We start from the raw sequence: 19,875 nt of genomic DNA on the forward strand, positions 1-19,875 counted from the left end.
AGGCCCGCGAGATCGGCACCCCCGGCCCGATGACGCGCACCACGGTCCGCCAGCACGGCGAGACCGTGAATCTTCGCCTGCACGGGGCGCGGCCCGACGCCGTTGTCGCCTCCGCGCCGGACGGCACCGACATCGAGCTCCCCTCTAGGGACGGCGAGTGGCTCATTGAGCTCTCGCGGTTCGCGCGGACGGGGCAGACCTGGCGCGTGCGGGCGCGCAAGGGCGCCGTGTGGCTCGAGTGGCCGCAAGCGCTTGAGGGAGATCCGCTCGAGCCGTGGGTCGAAGGTGGCGCCTGGGCGCTTGTCACGCTCGAGGGCGGCGCGCGGCCGGCGTTGGTCATCGCCACGTCTGCGACAACGGGACAGCTCGAGGTGCTGGCGCCCAGTGTGCGAGCTTCGCGCTCCGGGCTGACGCTCGAGGCGACGGCGCTGCTCGGGCCGCACGGGGGCGCTCGCATCCGCGCCGTGTGGGAAGACGACAAGCACCGGGTGGTGGCGAACTCCTCTCAGGCTCCCGCGTCGGCCACGGGGCCATGGCGCGCGGTCCGCCTGCAGGCAACCGTGCCGTGGACGGAGCTCGCGGGCGGGCGCAGCTGGACCGCCTCCGTGATGGCGGAGTTCGCGCACGGGGAGGTGACGCGTCGCGTCGCGATGCCGACGACGTGGCGGGCGCCCAACGTGAGGCGGGTACGTATGGGGGAGCGTCAGGTGTTCTTCGAGCCGCGCGCGTCCTACAAGCTGCGCCACCTCGGAGTGCGAGTGGGGGCGCTGTCTCTGGAGACGTGGTCCGTGCTGCGGCGACCGGCGGGCGCGCGCGAGCGCTCGTCCGCCCCGCTGTGGCTCATCGGCGAGCTTCCCGACCGCGCGCAGGACAATGGGCTCGCGCTGTTCCGCCACGTGCGCGCGCACCACCCGGAAATCGACGCTCGCTACGTCATCACCGCGGACTCGCCGGACCGGCAGAAGGTTGAGGCCCTCGGTCCCGTGCTGCTCCACGGGTCCACGGACCACGCCCGCGCCGTGCTCGCGGCGGATCGCATTGCCTCGAGCCACCACCCGGACTACCTCTTTCCCCTGCGGACCCCGTGGATGCGTCGCCGCGTGAAGGCGACGCGGGTGTTCCTCCAGCACGGCGTGCTCGCTGCCAAGTCGGTCGCCGACATCTACGGCGCGCGCGCGGCAAGCTTCGAGACCGACCTCTTCCTCGTGAGCTCCCCTCGCGAGCGCGACGCCGTGGTCAGGGACTTCGGCTATGCGCCGGAGCGCGTCAAGGTCACCGGCCTGCCTCGCTTCGACGCGCTCCTCGCTGAGTCGGGCACGCGCGAGCTGGTGCTCGTTGTTCCCACATGGCGCCCATGGATCACCGCGGGAACCGAGCTCGCGGACTCTGACTTCCTGGCCCAGTGGCGCTCGCTGCTCGGCGACCCGCGGCTCGTCGAGGCACTGACTGGGCGGGAGACGGTGGTGGTGGCGCACCCCAACATGGCGGCCCTGGCCACCGAAGGCCTGGAGGGCACGCGCGCCGTGAAGCGGGGCGAGGATCTTCAGTCGCTGATCAGGCGCGCGGCGATCGTCGTCACGGACTACTCGTCCATGGCCGTCGACGCCGCGCTGCTGGGCAAGCCGGTGGTGTACTTCCCGTTCGATAGGAACCGCCTTCAGGGCCGGACGGGCGGGCACAGCAGCGAACTCCCAGGGCGCGAAGCCCTCACGGTGGACGCCGCAGTCGAGGCGATCGTCGACGCCGCAGCGGGAGGCTTCCAGGCGGGAGAGGCGCAGTCGCGCATCGCCTCGAGCTTCTTCCCTGCCGGCGACACAGGCTCGGCGGAACGCGTTGTCGCGGCCATCGCGGGCGCGTCGCACTCCCGCCCTGGGCGCCTGCGGACCCGCCTGGCGGCAGCTCGGCGACGGGCGTGGAGTCGCGCTGCGCGCTCTCGCGCGCGCGTGGCGGTCGTGCGAACCGTGTACGAGGGCGCGCGCCTCCTCCCCCTCGGAGCGGCGCGGTCCTGTTCGAATGCTCGTTCGGCCGGCAGTACGGCGACTCTCCACGTGCGATCTTCGAGGAGCTTCGCTCCTCGAGACCCAACCTGACCTGCACCTGGGTTGGCGTGCGCGCCCCAGACGCCGCCACCGTCGGGCGCATGACGCCGCGCTATGCGTGGGAACTCGCGACCGCGGGCACCCTCGTGGCCAATCAGAGTTTCCCGCATTGGGCGCGCACGCGCCGATCGCAAGTCTGCCTGCAGACGTGGCACGGAACGCCCCTCAAGCGCATGCTGCACGACCTCCCGCATATCACCGGCCGCGACGCCGGCTACGTCACCAGGGCCAGCAAGGGCGCCGCGCAGTGGACGGTCCTCGTGTCGCCGAACGCGCACACGACAGCCGCGATGGCGTCGGCGTTCAGGCATCGCGCGCGCGTGCTCGAGGTTGGCTATCCCCGCAACGACGTCTTCTTCAGGCCCGACGCTGCGGAGAGGGCCGCTCGCACGCGGGCAACGCTCGGGATAGCTCAGGGAAAGGCCATGGTGCTGCACGCGCCGACCTTCAGGGACGAGGGGCTCGGGGGAGCCGGTGTGTACGTGCCGACGGAGGCCATCGACATGGCCCGATTCGCCGAACGCTTCGGCGACAGGGCCGTGCTGGTGCTGCGGCGGCACATCCTGGACCGGACGCCAGCGCGGATTCCTCCGGTCGCGGCGCACTGCGTTGTCGACGCGACAGGAGTCGATGACGCCCAGGATCTGCTGCTCGCGGCCGACGTGCTCGTTACCGACTACTCGTCCGTCGCGTTCGACTTTCTCAACACGCGCAGGCCCAGCGTGTTCCTTGCGCCCGACATCGACTCGTATCGTGACGACGTGCGCGGCTTCTACCTCGACCCTACGACGGAGCTCCCGGGACCGGTGGTGCGGACCCAGGACGAGTTCTTCGCGGCGCTGTCCGAGGCACTCGACACGGGTGCCGTCGCCGGCTTTGACCTCGAGGCACTTGCCGCTCGCTACTGCCCGCACGGCGACGGCCACGCGGCGGCGCGGGTCGTCGCCGAAGTGTTCACGGTGGGATAGCCGTGGTCTTCACCTCCACGACGTTCGTCTTCGTCTTCCTGCCGCTCGCGCTCGGCGCGTTCTACCTGTTTCCCGCGCGCTGGCGTGCCGTGCCGCTGCTCGCGGCGAGCGCCGTGTTCTATGCGTGGGGCGAGCCCGTGCTGGTGCTGCTTGTGGCCGCGACCGCCGTGGTCACGTATGCGTGGGGCGCATGGATGGCGCGCGCCGTGCGGGGCCGACGCGCGGTGCTCGCCGGGGGTATAGCCGTGGTGCTGGTGCCCCTCGTGTATCTCAAGTATTCGACGTTCATCGCGGGAGTGCTGGGCTTCGACGAGTGGGCGCGCGACACGACGCTCGTGCTGCCCATCGGCGTGTCGTTCTACACGTTCATGGCCGTCGGCTACCTGATCGATGTCTACCGCAGGCGCGAGGACAGGGCCCCGCGGCTGCTCGACTTCGCGGCGTACCTCATGATGTTCCCGCACCTGGTTGCCGGGCCCATCGTGCGGTGGACGCACGTTGGCGACCAGTTGCGCTCGCCGCGACTGCGACCGGGGATGTTCGGCTTTGGCGCGGTGCTGATCAGCACGGGCCTCGTGAAGAAGGCGGTGCTCGCCGACTCGCTCGCGCCGCTCGTGGACGAGCTCTTCGCCACGGGGGAGCCGGCGTCCGTTGGCGGCGCCTGGCTCGCCGCCGCCCTCTACTCGCTGCAGATCTACCTTGACTTCTCTGCGTACTCGGACATCGCGATCGGCCTCGCCGCGATGCTGGGAATCCACTTCCACGAGAACTTCAGGTTCCCGTATCAGGCAAAGAACGCGCGCGAGTTCTGGCAGCGCTGGCACATCTCGCTCGGATCCTGGTTCCGCGATTACGTGTACTTCCCTCTCGGCGGCTCGCGAGCGAGGCCGGTCGTGGTGTGGCGCAACCTGATGGTGGTGTGGGCGCTTACGGGACTGTGGCACGGCGCGGCCTGGACCTTCGTGCTGTGGGGGCTCTACTACGGGGTGCTCATCGGTCTGGAGCGCTTCGTGTGGGGCAGGGCGCTGGAGCGGGTTCCGCGGGTGTTTCAGCACCTCTATGGCGTCCTCGTCGCGGTGCTCGGATGGGTGCTGTTCCGTTCGGTCGACATCGCGCAGGCCGGCTCGTACTACCGCACCATGTTCGGCGCGGCCGACGCTCCGCTGTGGGACCCCGGAGCGAACCTCGCGTGGCAGCGCGGGTGGGCGCTCGCGGCAATCTGCGTGATCCTCGCCGCGGGTGCCGCCGATCCGCTGATGTCTCGCCTCCGACGCCGCTCCATGCCGCCAGCCGACCCCGCCCAAGGCGGTCACGTCGACACCTCGGTCCCACCCCCTGAGCCGATGACGGCGGTTGGTTCGTCGACAATGGTGGTGATCGTGATCGTCTGCCTCGCGCTGGCGACGGCGTTCATGGTCTCCGTCGCATACTCCCCGTTCATCTACTTCAGGTTCTGATATGTCCGAGTCCTCGCGATTGCAGTCGCTGCTCCGGGTAGCACCGGGGCTGACGCTTGCCGTGGTGACGGCGGTGGCCGGCTTCTGGGCGCTCCAGCACGGCGAGCCGCGGCCGTCGGTCATCGATGGCCGCGAGAAGGCTGAGCTCTCCAGTCCCACCGCCGCGAACGTGCGCTCTACCGACTGGATGGCTGCGGTTGACACCTACATGGACGAGCGCCTGCCCGGTCGCGACTCGCTGCTCGCCGCGCATGCCGGTTTCACCACGGTCGCGTTTCGGGATCCGGTTCTTCACGACGTGTACGTCGACGGGCCAAACGGGCAGCTCCTCGAGAAGCCGCCCGCGATCTCGGTGAGGGCCACCCTCGGTGACGAGGCCGCCCAACTTGCCGCCTCCGTCGGGCCTGCTCCGGTGCTGTGGGTGTACGCGCCCCGCAAAGAGGAGATCTATGCCGACGCGCTCCCTGCGTCGTGGGCCAACCCGTACGCCGAGATCCACAAGGAGCTGATCGCCGACTATGCGGCGGCCGGGAGCGTGCTCGATCTCACCGGCCTGATGCGCGATCGCCGCGCGCTCGGCGACGACTACTTCCGTACGGACCACCACTGGACGCCCGACTCCGCGAAGGCGGCTGCGGATGCCATCGCGGACGAACTGACCCAAGCCGGCGCGCCAATAGGCACGGATACCAGGGAGTATGCAGAGAGCACGGGTACCTTGCCGTTCTACGGGTCCACGGGCCGGATCGTGACGCTCGGTGCTACGTCAGCGGACACCGTGAGCGTGCCGGTGCCAGTCGGCGGCTTCACGGCGACGATGTGCGCCGGAGACGATTGCGGACTGCCGACCTTCAACCGCGATTGGCTCGACAAGGGCTCGCTCTACGGAAACCGGTACCGCGCGTTCCTCGGCGGCAACCACGGTCTCGCGGTCATCACGAACGACTCGCCGAGCGCGAGCGGGAGGTGCTGCTGCTCACCGACTCGTTCGGAAATGCGGTCGCGACGTACCTCGCAGAGAGGGTCGCGCAGCTCATCGTCGTTGACGAACGACAGTACGACGGCGTGCCGCTCAACCAGCTCGCCGCCCAGTTCCAGCCGGACTCCGTCGTGGTGCTGCACAACCCGCAGACGCTTCTCACGCCCAGCTTCAAACCGGCGGTGTGGACCACGAAGGGCGATGTGGACGTCGCCGCCCCGCCGGGAACACGTACGAGAGGGCCGTCTACGACAAGGTCGCGGTCGCCGCGGACGACGGCCTGCTGCTCCTCAACAATCACAATCAGAAGCTCGACTCGACCCTCGGCGCGGACGCCAAGACGCTCGCCGATGCGATCTCGTCCACGGGGGTGCCGCAAGTGTGGCTCTACGCCCCGCGCAAGGAGGAGGTCTACGCGGATCTCTTTCCCAAGCAATGGGACAACCTCGTTGCCGACAAGCGAGAGCGGGTGCTCGCGCTGCTGGGCAAGGGGCACGACGTTCTGGACCTCACGCCGTTGCTCTCGGACCCGACGAAGCGCGATTCGTACTTCTATCGCACGGACCACCACTGGACGCCGGCGGGCGCGGAGGTTGCCGTGGACCAGATCGTCGCCGAACTCGCGAAGCAGGGTGTGGACATTCCTCACGACTCGCGAGTGTGGCGCAGGGTTGACGGCCCGCTCGCGTTCGCGGGTTCGGAGGCTCTTGAGTTGCCCAAGTCCGCGCCGAGCGTCACCGAGCCGATGTGGTACCTCGCTCCCGACGGCGGGTTCCGTGCGCGGCTGTGCTCGGATGACGCGTGCGATGAGCCTGGCCTTCAGGAGCAGTGGCTCAACAACCCCGACCCGCTCGCCAATCGGTATTACGCGTTCCTTGGCGGAGGCTTCCGCACGCAGCACCTGCACAACGACAGCCCCAGCGCGCACGGCACGGTAGTGATGCTCAAGGACTCGTTCTCACATCCCGCAGCGCTGATGCTCGCCGAACGCGTGACGGACCTCTACCTTGTCGACGAGCGCGGCTACGACGGCGAGGCGCTCGCGGAATTCATTGGCGAGGTCGACGCCGACGCGGTCGTGGTGCTGCACAACCAGGTCACGCTGCTGTCCCAGGCCTTCAACAGGGACGTGTGGCGCGACGCAGCGGGCTAGTTGGGCAGCTCGTGGGGGATGTACCAGGCCCAGACGTCGACGACCTTGCGAGAGCGGAGCCAGACGCCGCGATCGGGATGACCCTTGCCGTCGGACGTGTTGCCCTCAACGGTGAAGATCGAGGCGCCCGAGTGGCCGCGAACGAGTCCGGAGTGGGTGGGGTTGCCGGTCTGCCAGTCGTAGAGCACGATCGCCCCTACCGGCGGGGTGCCGGAGTAGTGGAGCTTGCCAGACGCCTTGAGCGTCGCGATGAAGCTGGCGTAGGTCTTCTTCTTGGGCACCCAGGTGGAGTTGCCGGACGCCGTGCCCACCCATGACTGGAACACGCTGCACCACGCACTGGAACCGCCCACCCACGCGTTGAACTTGTTGTGGCGCCACGAAGGCTCCTTGTAGTTCGCCTGCGAGATGGCCGTGGCGATCAACTCGGCCTCGGGCACGGTGGCGTACGCGACGAACGCACCGGGCTTGTTGGAGTTCTGGTAGATCGCCCCGCCGGTGAACCGCTGCACGCAGCCGCCCTCGAGGAGCCCGCACTTGGCGTCGCGCATCGGCAGCCCGAGCTTGCCGCCCCACGAGCCCGTTGACTTGTACGACGACCCAATGCGGTCGTACACCCACCACGTGCGGGTCTTGGACGAATCGGTGACCTCCACGAGGGTGCCCTTGGCGAACACCTGGTAGCGGGCAGACGTCACGCCGGAAGGCAGGTCGCCGTCGGCAACATTCTTTGGGGAGCCCGACGCCGCGCCAGTGACGCTCGACATGATCGCCGCGCGCTGCTCGAGCGTGCGGTCGCCCTCGTGAGCCTGGACGGTCACAGGCGCCGACCGCGCGGGCGCACCGTTGTAGGTGACGCGATAGCGATACGTGGTGAGGGGATTGATCTTGAACGTGTAGCCGCCGTTTGAGGACGACTTTGCCGTGCCAACGGAGGTCCATGTGGACGAACCGATCCGCGCACGCTGAACCGTCAACGCGGCGCCCGCGTATGCGGAGCCACTCTTGTAGACAGTGCCGCGAATCCACACGAGTTCGCCATAGATGTAGTCCGAGGATGAGAAGGACGCAGTGACCGCGCGGCGCGCGGTGTCTTCCATGGATATCGCGAAGATCCTGCTGGTGCCGCCGACATCCGCCGTGACCTTGAAGGTGCGGCTCGCCGTCAGCTTGACCTTCGTGCTTCCGGAGCCGTTCGAGATCGCGATCGGCGAGCCCCAGGCCTGCCACTCGCCTGCTGCGGACCGCGTGTACAGCGTGGCCGTTCCGTTGTGACCCGCCTGCGTCGTGACCTTGATGGTGGCCGTTCCATTGGAGACCACTTTCGAGGGTGCGCTCACCGTCACGTCGACGGGCGCCGCGGTCGCCACCCGAACGGTTGGGGCTGTCGCCGCCTCGCTTGCGCTCGCGAGGATCAACGCTGCGATGGTGGCGACAGCGGTCGCGACCAGGAGGCGCGCGCGGCTGCGGGGGGCTACTTCTTGGTGATGCATCGGGGGACTCCGTCCGGTTTGTCCGTGTCATGGTAACCCGGGCGCGCGGGGGCCCCGCGGGTGCTCTTAGTGGGTGTGACGCATTCCACCGGCGGGTTGGTTGTAGCGCCCGCTGAGCACGAGGTTTGTTACAGGCAGGTAACTTTTCTTGCTCGAAACGTTTGAATGAGTTGCGGAGGGTTTGTTCGTAACCTTTACTAACAAACATGACTACGGAGTCGATGCGGCCAAGCGCGGCCGATGGTGCCGAGGAAGGCACCGAGCGCCGCAGCCCCAGCAACCGCGCCTGGGCTGCCGCCGTGCGTCCCGGAGCCCGCGTCCTTCCCGAGCACGCGAGGGCCCACAACCGGGTGCTGGTGCTGCAGGCGCTCTACCGCGCCGCCGGACTCAGCCGCGCCGACCTTGCCCGCGAGGTGGGACTCACGCGCGTCACCATCTCCGACCTCGTCGCCGACCTCATCGCCGAGGGGCTCGTCCTCGAACTGGGGATTCGCAACGACGCGCGGCCGGGCAAGCCCGCGACGCTGCTCGACATCAACCGCACGGGATTCGCGATCGTCGGGATCGACCTCAGCTACGACTCGATCTTCCGCGGCGCGCTCATGGATCTCGACGGCACCGTGCTGCATCGCGAGCAGATCGACGTCGCGGGCGTGTCCGGCGACTCGGCCGTCGACGCCGTCACCGAGCTCCTCGACCGCCTCGTGCAGCGTGCCACGGTGCCCGTTCTCGGCGTCGGCGTCGGGTCTCCCGGTGTCGTGACGGCCGCCGGGACGGTGCTCTCCGCTCCAAACTTCGAGTGGACCAACGTGCCGCTCCAGGAGCGACTCGCCACCCACTCCGGCCTTCACGTGCAGGTCGCGAACGACGCGAACGTCGCCGCGCTCGCGGACCGGACCTTCGGTGGCGGCTCAGCGGACATGATGCTGATCCGTGTGGGCCGTGGTGTCGGTGCCGGCGTCGTCGTCGCCGGGCAGCTGGTCCAGGGATCGCGCTCCGCCGCGGGCGAGATCGGTCACGTCGTGGTCGGCACCGACGGCGGCGCGCGCTGCGCGTGCGGCAAGGACGGCTGCCTCGAGACCTGGCTCGCGATCCCGCGCCTCCAGTCACGCTTGGATGCGGCCGACGGCGGCTCGGCCCGTGAGCACATCCTCGCCGAGGCGGGGGAACGGCTTGGCATCGCGATGGCCCCGGTCATCGCAGCTCTGAACCTGGGAGAGGTAGTCCTCTCCGGGCCCCTTGATCTTCTCGACGGAACGCTGCTCGCCAGCACCGCCGAGACGCTCCGCAATCGAACGATGGCCGACTTCCACGGCGATCTGACGATGCGGATGACCACGCTCGGTCGCGACATCGTCGTGCTGGGCGCCGCGGTCATGGTCCTTACCGGCCAGCTGGGGATCTCATGATCTCCCGCACAGGACGTGACCGCGCGGGTCACGCACACCACTCAAAGGAAAAGGAAATCGGTATGAAGAAGACGATGCTTGGCATCTCCGCATTTGCGGTTGCCGGTGCGCTCATCCTCGCTGGTTGCTCGTCGTCAGACGACGAGACCACCAGCGCCGCGCCGTCGGCGACTGGCCCGGTTCAGGGCGAGGACATCACGCTCTGGCTCATGGGCGCGCCCGACACCCCCGCAGACCTCGTCACCTACCTGGTGGACGAGTACAAGAAGGAGTACAACGCCACCCTCACCGTTGAGGCCGTGGCCTGGGGCGACGCTCTCGCGAAGCTCACGACGGCTCTTCCCGACGCTGCGAACACCCCCGATGTTGTCGAGATCGGCAACACCTGGGCCCCCACGTTCACCTCGGTGGGCGCGTTCTCTGACGTTTCCGACATGTACGAGGAACTGGGCGGCGCTGACCTGCTGCAGTCCTTCGTCGACGTGGGCTCCGTGGACGGCAAGCAGTACGCGCTGCCGTACTACTTCGGCTCGCGCAACGTCTGGTACCGCAAGGACCTGTACGAGAAGGCTGGCGTTGAGGTTCCCACCACGCTCCAGCAGTTCACCGACATTCACAAGACGATGAAGGACAAGGGCATCGCTGGTGCCTACGTTGGCGGCCAGGACTGGCGCAACGCGATCTCGTGGATCTTCGCCAACGGTGGCGACCTTGCCAAGAAGGACGGCGACACGTGGAAGTCCACGTTCTCCGACGCCAACTCGATCAAGGGTCTCCAGCAGTGGCAGGAGCTGTTCAAGACCGCGTCGGTCGCCAAGTCGAACGACACGGACGCGAACAACTACTTCATCATCAACGACGGTCAGCTGTCTGGCCTGCCCGCCGCATCCGCGATGGCTCCCACGTGGGCGTCGTGCTGCATCGGTGACCCCGTCAAGAACGACGACGGCACCGAGGGCACCAAGTGGAACGACGAGACCGACGGCGCCTACGCGCTGCCCGGTGTTGACGGTGGCATCGCCCCCGTGTTCGCCGGTGGCTCGAACATCGGCATCTCGGCCGCGTCGACCCACCAGGACTCCGCCCGCAACCTGCTCCGGATCATCTTCTCCGACGAGTACCAGAACATGCTCGGCGAGAACGGTCTCGGACCGGCCAAGGTGAGCGCCAAGGACTCCTTCGTGACCGACGACTTCCGTCAGATCGCGTGGGACACCGCTCAGGGCTCCAAGCTCACGCCGGCCGCGCCGGGTTGGGCTGCCGTCGAGGGCTCCGGCCTTCTCGAGGAGTTCTTCCAGAAGGTCGCAGAGGGTGGCGACATCACCGCCCTCGCCGCCGAGTACGACTCGAAGATCGACGCGCTGCTCAACGGCTGATCGCTCTTCACGTTCGCAAAGGGTCGGGCCGTGGTCTTGAGACCGCGGCCCGACCTGCGAACAGGCTCAACCCGTAAGACACTCACACTAGAAAGGAGCGTTGCGTGAGCACTCCCATCGTTACCGAAGAGCGTGCCGAGGCGAGCATCGACACCGCGCGCTACCTGTTCGGAAAGCGCGGCCGCGTTGGCCGCCGCGGCAACAAGACGCCGTACCTGCTCGTCATCCCTGCGATCGTTGCGCTGCTCGTCGGCACCGGCTACCCGGTGATCTGGCAGGTCCTCACCTCCTTCCGCGAGTTCGGCCTCGCGCAGCAGTTCGGGAAGCCCGCGCCGTTCGTGGGTCTGCAGAACTACATCGACCTCATCACGGGTGCCGACTTCTGGACCATCGCGCTGAGGTCCCTCGTCTTCTGCGTCGTGACCGCGTTCGCCACGATGATCCTGGGCATCGGCGTAGCGCTCGTGATGCGCGCCGTGTCTCGCGTGCCCCGGATCATTCTCCAGATCGCACTGCTGCTCGCTTGGGCCATGCCCATCGTGGCGCAGATGACCGTGTGGACGTGGCTCGTCGATGACCGCAACGGCATCCTCAACTTCATGCTAAGCAAGCTGCCGGGCGTGGACATGATCGGTCACAACTGGCTGGTCAATCCGCTGAGTTTCTTCTTCGTGGCGAGCGTCATCATCACGTGGGCATCGGTGCCCTTCGTGGCGTTCTCCGTCTACGCGGCCTTCACCACCGTGGGTGAGGAAGTGATCGAGGCCGCCGCGATCGACGGCGCCACCCGGGGCCAGCTGCTCCGCAGGATCATCCTGCCCATCATCCGGCCCGTTCTCGGCATCGTGCTGCTGCTGCAGCTCATCTGGGACATGCGCGTGTTCGCGCAGATCAAGCTGCTGCAGGACGCCGGATCGTTCGGCTCCCAGTACGACCTTCTGGGCACCTACATCTTCAAGCTCGGCACGGGCTCTCAGGACTTCGGCACGGCCTCTGCCGCCGCCATGATCGTGATGTTCCTGACGCTCGGCATCAGCATCGTCTACATCCGTCGCATGCTCAAGGAGGACGAAGAGTCATGAACAAGAGAACCTCGGCAACGCGGCGCTGGCTCGGTGGCGCCGGCGCGATCCTGCTCGCTCTCGTGTGGGCGTTCCCCGTCTACTGGATGATCAACTCGTCCTTCCTGCCAACGAGCACCCTCACCGCCCTCACGCCAACGTTCTTGCCGTTCGGCGGCTCCTGGGCGAACTTCAACGCCGTGCTGTTCCACTCCGGCTTCGCCAGGGCGCTCGGCTGGTCCATCGCGATCACGTTCATCACGCTCATCGTCGCGATCGGCTTCGCCTTCGTCGCGGCGCTCGCGATCTCGCGCTTCCGCTTCCGCGGACGCCGCTCCTTCGTGCTCGCAGTGCTGCTGGTGCAGATGCTCCCGGCGGAGGCGCTGTTCATCGCGCAGTACCAGATGATCTCCTCGCTCCACCTGCTCAACACCGTCATCGGCGTCTCGATCATCTACATCGCGATGGTCATCCCGTTCACGGTGTGGATGCTGCGCGGATTCGTCGCCGGCATTCCCGTTGAGCTCGAGGAGGCCGCCATGGTCGACGGGCTGAGCCGCAACAAGGCGTTCATGAAGATCACCTTCCCGCTGCTCGCGCCGGGCCTCGTCGCCGCCGCCGTCTACGGATTCCTGCAAGCGTGGAACGAGTTCTCGCTCGCGCTGATCCTGCTCCCTGACGGCGACAAGCAGACGCTGCCGCTGTGGCTGCGCACGTTCATCCAGTCGTCTGCCGTGCAGACGACGAACTGGGGACAGGTCATGGCAGCGTCCACCTTGGTGGCAGTGCCTGTCATCGTGTTCTTCATGTTCGTGCAGGGCCGCATGACGGCCGGGCTCGTCGGTGGAGCGGTCAAGGGATGAGTTCCGCGCTGCTGCTGCCTGGATTCACGGGCACCACGCTGCCCGCGTGGCTCGACCGGCGGCTTCGTGATGGCCTTGGCGGCGTCTGCCTGTTCGGCATGAACATCGTGTCGCGAGAGCAGCTCGCCGAGCTGTGCGCCGCCATCTATGCCGCGAATCCCACGGCGATCATCGCTATCGACGAGGAGGGTGGCGACGTCTCGCGCCTGTACCAGGCACAGGGCTCCCCCTTCCCTGGGAACGCGGTGCTCGGGCGCCTGGACGACGCTGAGCTCACCTCTCGCGTTGGGGCGCAGGTCGGGTGGGAGTTGCGTCAGGCGGGGGTTGGATTGACGCTCGCACCGGACGCGGACGTCAACTCCAACCCGCTCAACCCGGTGATCGGTGTCCGCTCCTTCGGCGCCGATCCCGCCGATGTCGCGCGCCACGTCTCGGCGTGGACGCGCGGCATCGAGGCGACTGGGGTCGCGTCGTGCGCGAAGCATTTCCCCGGCCACGGCGACACGGCGGCGGACTCGCATCACGCCCTTCCCGTCATCGAGGCGGATGAGCCGACGCTCCGGGCGCGCGAGCTGGTGCCCTTCCGTGCCGCTATCGAGGCCGGCGCGCGGACGATCATGACGAGCCACATCGTCGTGCCCGCTCTGGACCCCGTTAACCCCGCGACCTTCTCGCGCCGCATCCTCGGGGACCTGCTGCGCGACGAGCTCGGCTTCGAGGGCGTGATCGTCACCGACGCGCTCGACATGGCGGGCGCGAGCGCCGATCGCGGCATCCCTGCCGCCGCTGTCGCCGCGGTCGCCGCGGGCGCCGAGTTGCTGTGCATCGGCACGCGGAACACGGACGCTCAGCTCACCGACATCCTCCTGGCCCTGGACGCGGCCGTCTCGAACGGCACTCTCCCTTCCGACGTCATCGAGACGGCCGCGGTCCACGTTCGCCAGCTGGGAGAGGAGCTCGCGCGTGAGCGCAGCGAGATCCCGATCCCTGACGCCCTGCTTCCCGGCGCGGTCCCGGGACTCGACAGCCACGCTGTCGCCGGGTCGTTCTATGTCTCGGCGGCGGCTCGCGAGGTCCTGGCTCGTAGCGCGGACCGGCCACTCGCGTGGGTGAGGCTCGCGACCACAGCCAACATGGCCGTCGGCGATGCGCCGTGGGGCCCCTTCGCGGCCGGCGTTCCGGAGGCGACGAGCAATCCGGAGGGCGCGCTCGCGATCGCCGTCGGCAAGGACCTGCAACGGCATCCGGCCGCGCGCGAAACCATCGCTAAACTGCGTTCGCAAGGGGATGTGCTGGTCGTCGAGATGGGCTGGCCGGATTCGAGCCTCGAAGATGTTGACGTTGCCACGTACGGCGCATCGCGCCTGGTAGGCGTGGCCCTTATGGAGTTGATTGGACGTGACACGTGCGTCTGGGAGTAGACATCGGCGGCACCAAGACTGACGTCGTGCTCGTGCACGCAGGCGCGATTGTCGCGCGCCACCGCACGCCGTCCGGCTTTGGGCCCGACGCTGTCATCGCCGCGGCGACCAGCGCCGTCGACGTCGTGCTCGCCGAGGGCGGCGTCACGTGGGACCGCATCGAGGCCATTGGCATCGGCGTGCCAGGGGAGTAGCCGACGGCGTGGTCACCTATGCGCTCAACCTGGGGCTTGAGCGGCTGGACCTTGCCGGCGCTCTCGAATCGGCGTGGGGCGTGCGTCCCGCGATCGACAACGACGTCAACGTGGCCGCCCTTGGGGCGTGGGTGCTCCGCGGCCGCACGCCTTCATCGCTCGCCTACCTCAACCTCGGAACCGGGCTCGCCGCCGGGCTGATCCTCAACGGGCAGCTCTGGCGCGGAGCGCGGGGAACGGCGGGCGAATTGGGGCACATCAGTGTGGACCCCGCCGGTCCGCTCGACGCCGACGGTCTGCCGGGTGCGCTCGAGACGTATGCCTCCGGCTCGGGCCTCGTCCGGCAGTGGGACGCCGAGGGCGCCATCGCCCGGGATGTTCTCGACGCCGCCGAGCGGGGCGATGCGCGCGCGGTCGCGATCCGCGACGGCCTGTTCTTTGGAGTGGCGTCCGCCGTGCGGGCGCTCGTCCTGATGCTGGACGTAGAGAAGGTCGTGCTCGGCGGCGGCCTCGCGAGCTACGGTGAGCCGCTCGTCGAGGGCACGCGCAGACACCTTGCGGACTGGTCCGCGCGCAGCCCATTCCTCGCGTCGCTCGCGGTTGCGGACCGCATCGAGCTGCTGGACCCCGAGGTGCCCATCGCGGCGCTCGGCGCCGCTGACCTCGCCGAACAGGGGAGCGAAGCGCATGGCTGAGGTGCTCGTCCTCGAGTCTCCGGAGGCCGCAGGCGAGTTCGTCGCCGCCCACATCGCTCGCGAGGCGACGCAGAACCCTCGCTTCACTCTGGGGGTCGCGACGGGCTCCACCCCGCTGCCCGTGTACGAGGCGCTTCGAACGCATGCCGCTCGAGGCGTCGACTTCTCGCGAATGGCCGCGTTCGCGCTCGACGAGTACGTGGGGCTGCCCGCCGGCCACCCGGAGAGCTACCGGGCGGTCATCGACCGTGAGGTGGCGGCGCCGCTCGGGATGGACGCCGCCTCCGTGCACGTGCCGGACGGTTCCCTCGAGGGGATCGAGACCACAGGCGAGCGGTACGAGCGGGCCCTCATCGACCACGGCGGCGTGGACCTGCAGCTCCTCGGCATCGGTCGCACGGGTCATTTGGGCTTCAACGAGCCTGGCTCGTCCTTCGGGTCGCTCACGCGGGTCAAGACGCTGACGGAGCAGACGAGGATCGACAACGCCCGCTTCTTCAGCAGCCTCGACGACGTTCCGATTCACTGCGTGACGCAGGGCCTCGGCACCATTCTCCGTGCCCGCCACCTCGTGCTGCTCGCCTTTGGCGAGGGCAAGTCCCACGCGGTCGCCGCCGCCGTGGAGGGGCCGGTCACGGCGTCTATGCCGGGAAGCGCGATCCAGCTCCATCCCCACGTGACCGTGGTGCTCGACCCGGCGGCAGCGTCGGGCCTCGAATACCGCGACTACTACCGGCTCGCGCAAGAGCGCAAGCCCGGCTGGCAGGGGATCTAGGCTCTGCGTATGAGCGGCTACCTCGACATTCACTGTCACGGAGGTGGCGGGCACGCGTTCGGCGACACCGACGCGGGCACCAGGGCCGCGTTCTCCGCGCATCACGCGCACGGCACCGAGGAGCTGGTCGCGTCCCTCGTCTCGCTGCCGCTCGACGAGCTTGACAGGGCGATGGACGTGATCCGCGTGGCGATGACACATCAGCGGGGCATCATCGGCGTCCACCTCGAGGGCCCGTTCCTCGCTCCCCAGCGCCGTGGCGCCCACGACCCGGCCGCGCTCGCGGAGCCGACCCCGGAGCTGGTCGGCGACATCCTCGACATCGTCGGTGACGATCTCCGCCAGATCACCATCGCCCCCGAACTGCCGGGCGCGATGGATGCCATTCGCGCCTTCACCGCGGCCGGTGCCGTGGTGGCCGTGGGCCACACGATGGCAGACGCGGAGACGACGACGGCCGCGTTCGAGGCCGGCGCTTCCCTGCTCACCCACGGCTTCAACGCGATGGCCGGCATCGGCGCCCGCGAGATCGGACCCGTCGGCGCCGCCATCGCCGATCCTCTGGCACACATCGAGCTCATCGCGGACGGCATCCACGTGAGCCCAACGCTCATTCGCACCCTCTTCTCCGTGGTGCCTGACCGCATCGTGCTCGTGACCGACGCCATGGCGGCCGCGGGATCGGCTTCGGGCCGCTACCGCCTAGGCTCCCTCGACGTCGAGGTGACGGACGACGGCCGTGCGGTGCTTGCGGGCACCGATACCCTCGCGGGATCCACGCTCACGCTCGACAGGGCGGTGGAGGTGTGTGTCGCGGCGGGGGTGCCGCGCGCGCAGGCGGAGACGGCGGCCAGCACCACGCCGCGACGGCTGCTCGGCGTCTAGCAGGCTATTTGAAGACGATGGTGCGGTGGCCGTCGATGAGCACGCGGTGCTCAGCGTGCCAGCGCACGGCTCGGGCAAGCGCGCGTCTCTCCACGTCTGCGCCGATCGCCGTCAGCGCCTCCGGCGTATGGGCGTGGTCCACCCGCTCAACGTCCTGCTCAATGATGGGGCCCTCGTCGAGGTCGCTCGTGACGTAGTGCGCCGTGGCGCCGATGAGCTTGACGCCGCGATCATGCGCCTGGAAGTACGGCCGGGCTCCCTTGAACGATGGCAGGAATGAGTGGTGGATGTTGATCGCCCGCCCGCGCAGCGCCGCGGCGAGCTCGGGTGACAGGATCTGCATGTAGCGCGCAAGCACCACGAGCTCAACGTCGAGCTCCTCGACCATCGCGAGCAGCGCGGCCTCGGCGTCTGCCTTCGTGTCCGGCGTCACGGGGATGTGGACGAACGGCTTGCCGTAGAACCTGGCGAGGTCCTCAAGGGCGGAGTGATTGCCCACCACCGCGACCACATCGATGGGCAGCGTGCCGGCGCGCTCTCGGAACAGCAGGTCGTTGATGCAGTGCTCCGCTTTCGACACGAGCACCAGCGTGCGCATCTTGCGGCCGGCGGTGTCGAGGTTCCACGTCATGCCGAATCGCTCCGCGATGGGAGCGAGCGCGGCCCTCAGCGTGTCCTCAGAGGCCCCGGCCTCAAGTTCTACCCGCATGAAGAACTGACCCGTGTCTGCGGCCCCGAACTGCTGTGACTCTGTGATGTTGCCGCCGAGCCCAGCGATCGCTCCGGACACCGCGTGAACGATGCCGGGGCCGTCGGGGCATGACAGGCTGAGCACGTACGCCGCTGGTGCCGCTGCATGTGGTGTCACCGCGTCCTCCATTCGCCAGCCAATCCTAGAGGGCTAGATGACCGGCGGACGTCCCAGCTTGGTCATGGTCCACACCGCGCGCCACGACAGCGGCCGACGCCGTCCCGCCTCCTCGCGGAAACCCTCCTTGGCGCCAGCGCACCAGGCGGTCAAATCAGACGGGTGGCGAGCGTGCCGTACAACGGTCACCGCGGACCAGTTGGCCACGTAGCCGATGCCGAGCAGCAGCGGGAGGTTGCGCCGCGCGAGCCACACGCGGTTGCGCGAGTCGTGGCGAAGGTGATCCGGGTGCCGGTCGCGGGACGTGAGCGGGTGTTCGGCCGCGAGGCTCGCGTCGTAGGCGACGCGGAAGCCTGCGTCCCATGCCCGCCACGCGAGTTCTATGCCCTCGTGGGCGTACCGAAAGCGACCCGCCCACCCGTCGGTGGCCGCGAGCGCCGACCGCCGCACCGCGACCGCGCCCTCGACCACCGTGACCACAGGTGATGAGCGCTCGGGGTTCTTGTCGGCGAGCCGGGGGACCCAGCGTCGGGCCGTGACGCCGTTCGCGGACCGAATGCGGATCTGCACCACGCCGAGCCCTGGGTCGGCGGCGAACTCCCTCCCAAGCGCTGCGAGCGTCTTCGGTTCGGGGAGGGTCGCGTCGTCGTCGAGGAAGAACAGGAGATCCGCCGTCGCCGCTGCGAAGCCTCTGTTGCGGCCGCCGGGCGCCCCTACGTTCTCGCTCACCGCGACCCCGATGACCCCCGTGGGGAGATTGGCTGGCTCCCAGCCGTTTCCCACCACGATCACCTCGAGATCCGCGTCCTGCTGGGCCATGACGGAAGCGAGCGCACGGCTCAGGGCCTCCGGTCGATCGCCCTGAGTGACGATCACCACCGACCACGCGGGGAACGTCACAGGCTAGCCCTCGTCATCCCTGATAGCCGTGATGATCTCGGTCGTGGAGACGCCCTCAGTGCGCGGCAGGTACACGACCCGCGCCACGTCCGCGAGGTCATCGAACGCACCCTGCCAGTCGGCGCCCATCACCAGGATGTCCGCCCCGTGCTCGACCACGTAGTCCCGCTTCGCCTCGAGCGATTCCTCGAGGAACACTTCGTCCACGCACGCGAGGCTCGCGACGATCGCGAGCCGGTGGTCCTGCGGGTAGACGGGCAGGCGGCCCTTCTTCCTTTCGTTGAGTTCGTCGGAGGACACACCCACGGTCAGATGGTCGCCGAGGTCGTGGGCTCGCAGCAGGAGGTTCACGTGGCCGATGTGCAGCACGTCGAAGGTGCCGAACGTGATGACCTTGCGGGTCATGGCGCGAGCCGCGGCGAGGTGAGCGCGGAGGCAATGTGGCCAACGATGACGATCGGCGTCACGATGAGCAGTGCGACCATGAGCCAGGCAAGCGCCGACGGCACCCAGATCGCGACGATGAAGCCCACGAGATACAGGTGCGCCTGCTCCACCGAGTGGTACACCCGGTGAATAGGCACCCGTCTCGCCGCGGCACGCAGCGTGCGCACCGCGCCGGGTGCGGGCTCCCGTGACGCCGCGGAGTCCGGCAGCCGCGGCAGTCCTGCGGACGCGCGCGCAACCGCGACGGCGTCGTTCACCGACTTGTTGATGAGGACCAGCACCGCGAGCGCAAGACCTGCGGCTGCCCAGCGTCCAGCATCCTCCGGGTTGGCGAGCGCAAGGCCGACGCCGAGGCAGGCGGGCAGGGAAGCCTCCGTCACCGAGTGGGCAAGGTGGTCAAGGAACACGCCGCGCGCAGACGCCGTCCTGCGCCACCGCGCGACCTCGCCATCGGCGGCGTCGAGGAGCATCTGGAGGTGTGCGAACAGCACGGCAAGGAGCGCGCCCCACACCGAACCGAGCAGCAGACTCGCGGAGGCGGCAAGGCCAGTGGCGATCACCAAGGTCGTGACAGCGTCGGCGCTCATGCCCCATCGAATGGCGAGTGCGGCGACGTGCGAGGAGTAGCGTCGCCACAGGAGGTCGGCGCTCCAATGCTCAGCGTTGGCGCGCTCGCGAATCGCGGCGGGTTGGCCGTCGCGCCTCACCTCCGCCGCGGCTACGCGAAAACGGCCACGCCGCGGTGCCTGGTCCATGCCGCCTCATCGTAGCCCGCAATCGAAGGGCACGATTCGGTCACGTCGCGCCGAGCCTGGCTCCCTACGCTGTTTGC

At 68.5% G+C, this 19,875-nt stretch carries 19 protein-coding genes; 13 read left to right on the plus strand and 6 right to left on the minus strand.

From position 1 onward, the window contains the following. Positions 1 to 29 precede the first annotated feature (29 nt). From NVV57_08125 to NVV57_08135, 3 genes are read left to right on the plus strand one after another with little or no spacing between them, the layout of a single operon-like run. On the plus strand, positions 30 to 2,090 hold the full coding sequence (locus tag NVV57_08125) for a CDP-glycerol glycerophosphotransferase family protein (GenBank protein ID MCR6712654.1): 2,061 nt from the start codon (positions 30 to 32) through the stop codon (positions 2,088 to 2,090). Continuing rightward, on the plus strand, positions 2,006 to 3,067 hold the full coding sequence (locus NVV57_08130; protein MCR6712655.1) for a CDP-glycerol glycerophosphotransferase family protein: 1,062 nt from the start codon (positions 2,006 to 2,008) through the stop codon (positions 3,065 to 3,067). The genes NVV57_08125 and NVV57_08130 overlap by 85 nt, the downstream gene beginning before the upstream one ends. Before the next feature lie 2 nt (positions 3,068 to 3,069). Next, the gene (locus tag NVV57_08135; protein ID MCR6712656.1) at positions 3,070 to 4,524 is read left to right on the plus strand and encodes a hypothetical protein; all 1,455 of its coding nucleotides are present in this window, start codon (positions 3,070 to 3,072) and stop codon (positions 4,522 to 4,524) included. A gap of 882 nt (positions 4,525 to 5,406) precedes the next feature. On the opposite strand, the gene NVV57_08140 is transcribed toward NVV57_08135, so the two are convergent. Continuing rightward, positions 5,407 to 5,646 carry a hypothetical protein gene (locus NVV57_08140; protein ID MCR6712657.1) on the minus strand — a complete coding sequence of 80 codons (240 nt, stop codon included), beginning with the start codon at positions 5,644 to 5,646 and terminating at the stop codon, positions 5,407 to 5,409. A gap of 41 nt (positions 5,647 to 5,687) precedes the next feature. Between NVV57_08140 and NVV57_08145 the strand changes: the two genes are divergently transcribed. After that, the gene (locus NVV57_08145; protein MCR6712658.1) at positions 5,688 to 6,656 is read left to right on the plus strand and encodes a hypothetical protein; all 969 of its coding nucleotides are present in this window, start codon (positions 5,688 to 5,690) and stop codon (positions 6,654 to 6,656) included. Here NVV57_08145 and NVV57_08150 read toward each other — a convergent pair. Continuing rightward, positions 6,653 to 8,149 carry a carboxypeptidase-like regulatory domain-containing protein gene (locus tag NVV57_08150; GenBank protein MCR6712659.1) on the minus strand — a complete coding sequence of 499 codons (1,497 nt, stop codon included), beginning with the start codon at positions 8,147 to 8,149 and terminating at the stop codon, positions 6,653 to 6,655. The two genes, NVV57_08145 and NVV57_08150, sit on opposite strands and share 4 nt — an antisense overlap. A 206-nt stretch (positions 8,150 to 8,355) precedes the next feature. On the opposite strand from NVV57_08150, the gene NVV57_08155 reads away from it, so the two are divergent. The 9 genes from NVV57_08155 (at position 8,356) to NVV57_08195 (ending at position 16,828) form a co-directional block, all read left to right on the plus strand. Next, a complete protein-coding gene (locus NVV57_08155) occupies positions 8,356 to 9,558 on the plus strand; it encodes an ROK family transcriptional regulator (GenBank protein ID MCR6712660.1) in 1,203 nt (400 codons plus the stop codon). A 62-nt stretch (positions 9,559 to 9,620) separates the two neighbouring features. After that, on the plus strand, positions 9,621 to 10,934 hold the full coding sequence (locus NVV57_08160; protein ID MCR6712661.1) for an extracellular solute-binding protein: 1,314 nt from the start codon (positions 9,621 to 9,623) through the stop codon (positions 10,932 to 10,934). Positions 10,935 to 11,038: 104 nt separating this feature from the next. After that, positions 11,039 to 12,016 carry a sugar ABC transporter permease gene (locus NVV57_08165; GenBank protein MCR6712662.1) on the plus strand — a complete coding sequence of 326 codons (978 nt, stop codon included), beginning with the start codon at positions 11,039 to 11,041 and terminating at the stop codon, positions 12,014 to 12,016. Next, positions 12,013 to 12,858 (plus strand): carbohydrate ABC transporter permease, encoded by an 846-nt coding sequence (locus NVV57_08170; GenBank protein ID MCR6712663.1) that lies wholly within the window; start codon positions 12,013 to 12,015, stop codon positions 12,856 to 12,858. Before NVV57_08165 ends, NVV57_08170 begins: the two co-directional genes overlap by 4 nt. Continuing rightward, positions 12,855 to 14,279: a hypothetical protein gene (locus tag NVV57_08175; GenBank protein ID MCR6712664.1), complete on the plus strand. Its 1,425-nt coding sequence runs from the start codon at positions 12,855 to 12,857 to the stop codon at positions 14,277 to 14,279. The genes NVV57_08170 and NVV57_08175 overlap by 4 nt, the downstream gene beginning before the upstream one ends. After that, the gene (locus tag NVV57_08180) at positions 14,264 to 14,473 is read left to right on the plus strand and encodes a hypothetical protein (GenBank protein MCR6712665.1); all 210 of its coding nucleotides are present in this window, start codon (positions 14,264 to 14,266) and stop codon (positions 14,471 to 14,473) included. The genes NVV57_08175 and NVV57_08180 overlap by 16 nt, the downstream gene beginning before the upstream one ends. Positions 14,474 to 14,481: 8 nt before the next feature. Then, positions 14,482 to 15,168, plus strand: coding sequence for an ROK family protein (locus NVV57_08185; GenBank protein ID MCR6712666.1), 687 nt, complete (start codon positions 14,482 to 14,484; stop codon positions 15,166 to 15,168). Further along, entirely contained in the window at positions 15,161 to 15,943 is a 783-nt protein-coding gene (locus NVV57_08190; protein ID MCR6712667.1) for a glucosamine-6-phosphate deaminase, read from the plus strand. Before NVV57_08185 ends, NVV57_08190 begins: the two co-directional genes overlap by 8 nt. Before the next feature lie 9 nt (positions 15,944 to 15,952). After that, positions 15,953 to 16,828 carry an N-acetylglucosamine-6-phosphate deacetylase gene (locus tag NVV57_08195; protein MCR6712668.1) on the plus strand — a complete coding sequence of 292 codons (876 nt, stop codon included), beginning with the start codon at positions 15,953 to 15,955 and terminating at the stop codon, positions 16,826 to 16,828. 4 nt (positions 16,829 to 16,832) lie between these two features. On the opposite strand, the gene purU is transcribed toward NVV57_08195, so the two are convergent. The 4 genes from purU to NVV57_08215 are packed head-to-tail and all read right to left on the minus strand — an operon-like array spanning position 16,833 to position 19,798. Continuing rightward, positions 16,833 to 17,708: a formyltetrahydrofolate deformylase gene (purU, locus tag NVV57_08200; protein MCR6712669.1), complete on the minus strand. Its 876-nt coding sequence runs from the start codon at positions 17,706 to 17,708 to the stop codon at positions 16,833 to 16,835. A gap of 21 nt (positions 17,709 to 17,729) precedes the next feature. Continuing rightward, on the minus strand, positions 17,730 to 18,596 hold the full coding sequence (locus NVV57_08205; GenBank protein ID MCR6712670.1) for a glycosyltransferase: 867 nt from the start codon (positions 18,594 to 18,596) through the stop codon (positions 17,730 to 17,732). Positions 18,597 to 18,599: 3 nt separating this feature from the next. After that, positions 18,600 to 19,001: an adenylyltransferase/cytidyltransferase family protein gene (locus tag NVV57_08210; protein MCR6712671.1), complete on the minus strand. Its 402-nt coding sequence runs from the start codon at positions 18,999 to 19,001 to the stop codon at positions 18,600 to 18,602. After that, on the minus strand, positions 18,998 to 19,798 hold the full coding sequence (locus NVV57_08215; protein MCR6712672.1) for a CDP-alcohol phosphatidyltransferase family protein: 801 nt from the start codon (positions 19,796 to 19,798) through the stop codon (positions 18,998 to 19,000). The genes NVV57_08210 and NVV57_08215 overlap by 4 nt, the downstream gene beginning before the upstream one ends. Positions 19,799 to 19,875 lie beyond the last annotated feature (77 nt).

Source organism: Demequina sp. (genome assembly GCA_024707205.1).
Classification (GTDB): domain Bacteria; phylum Actinomycetota; class Actinomycetes; order Actinomycetales; family Demequinaceae; genus Demequina.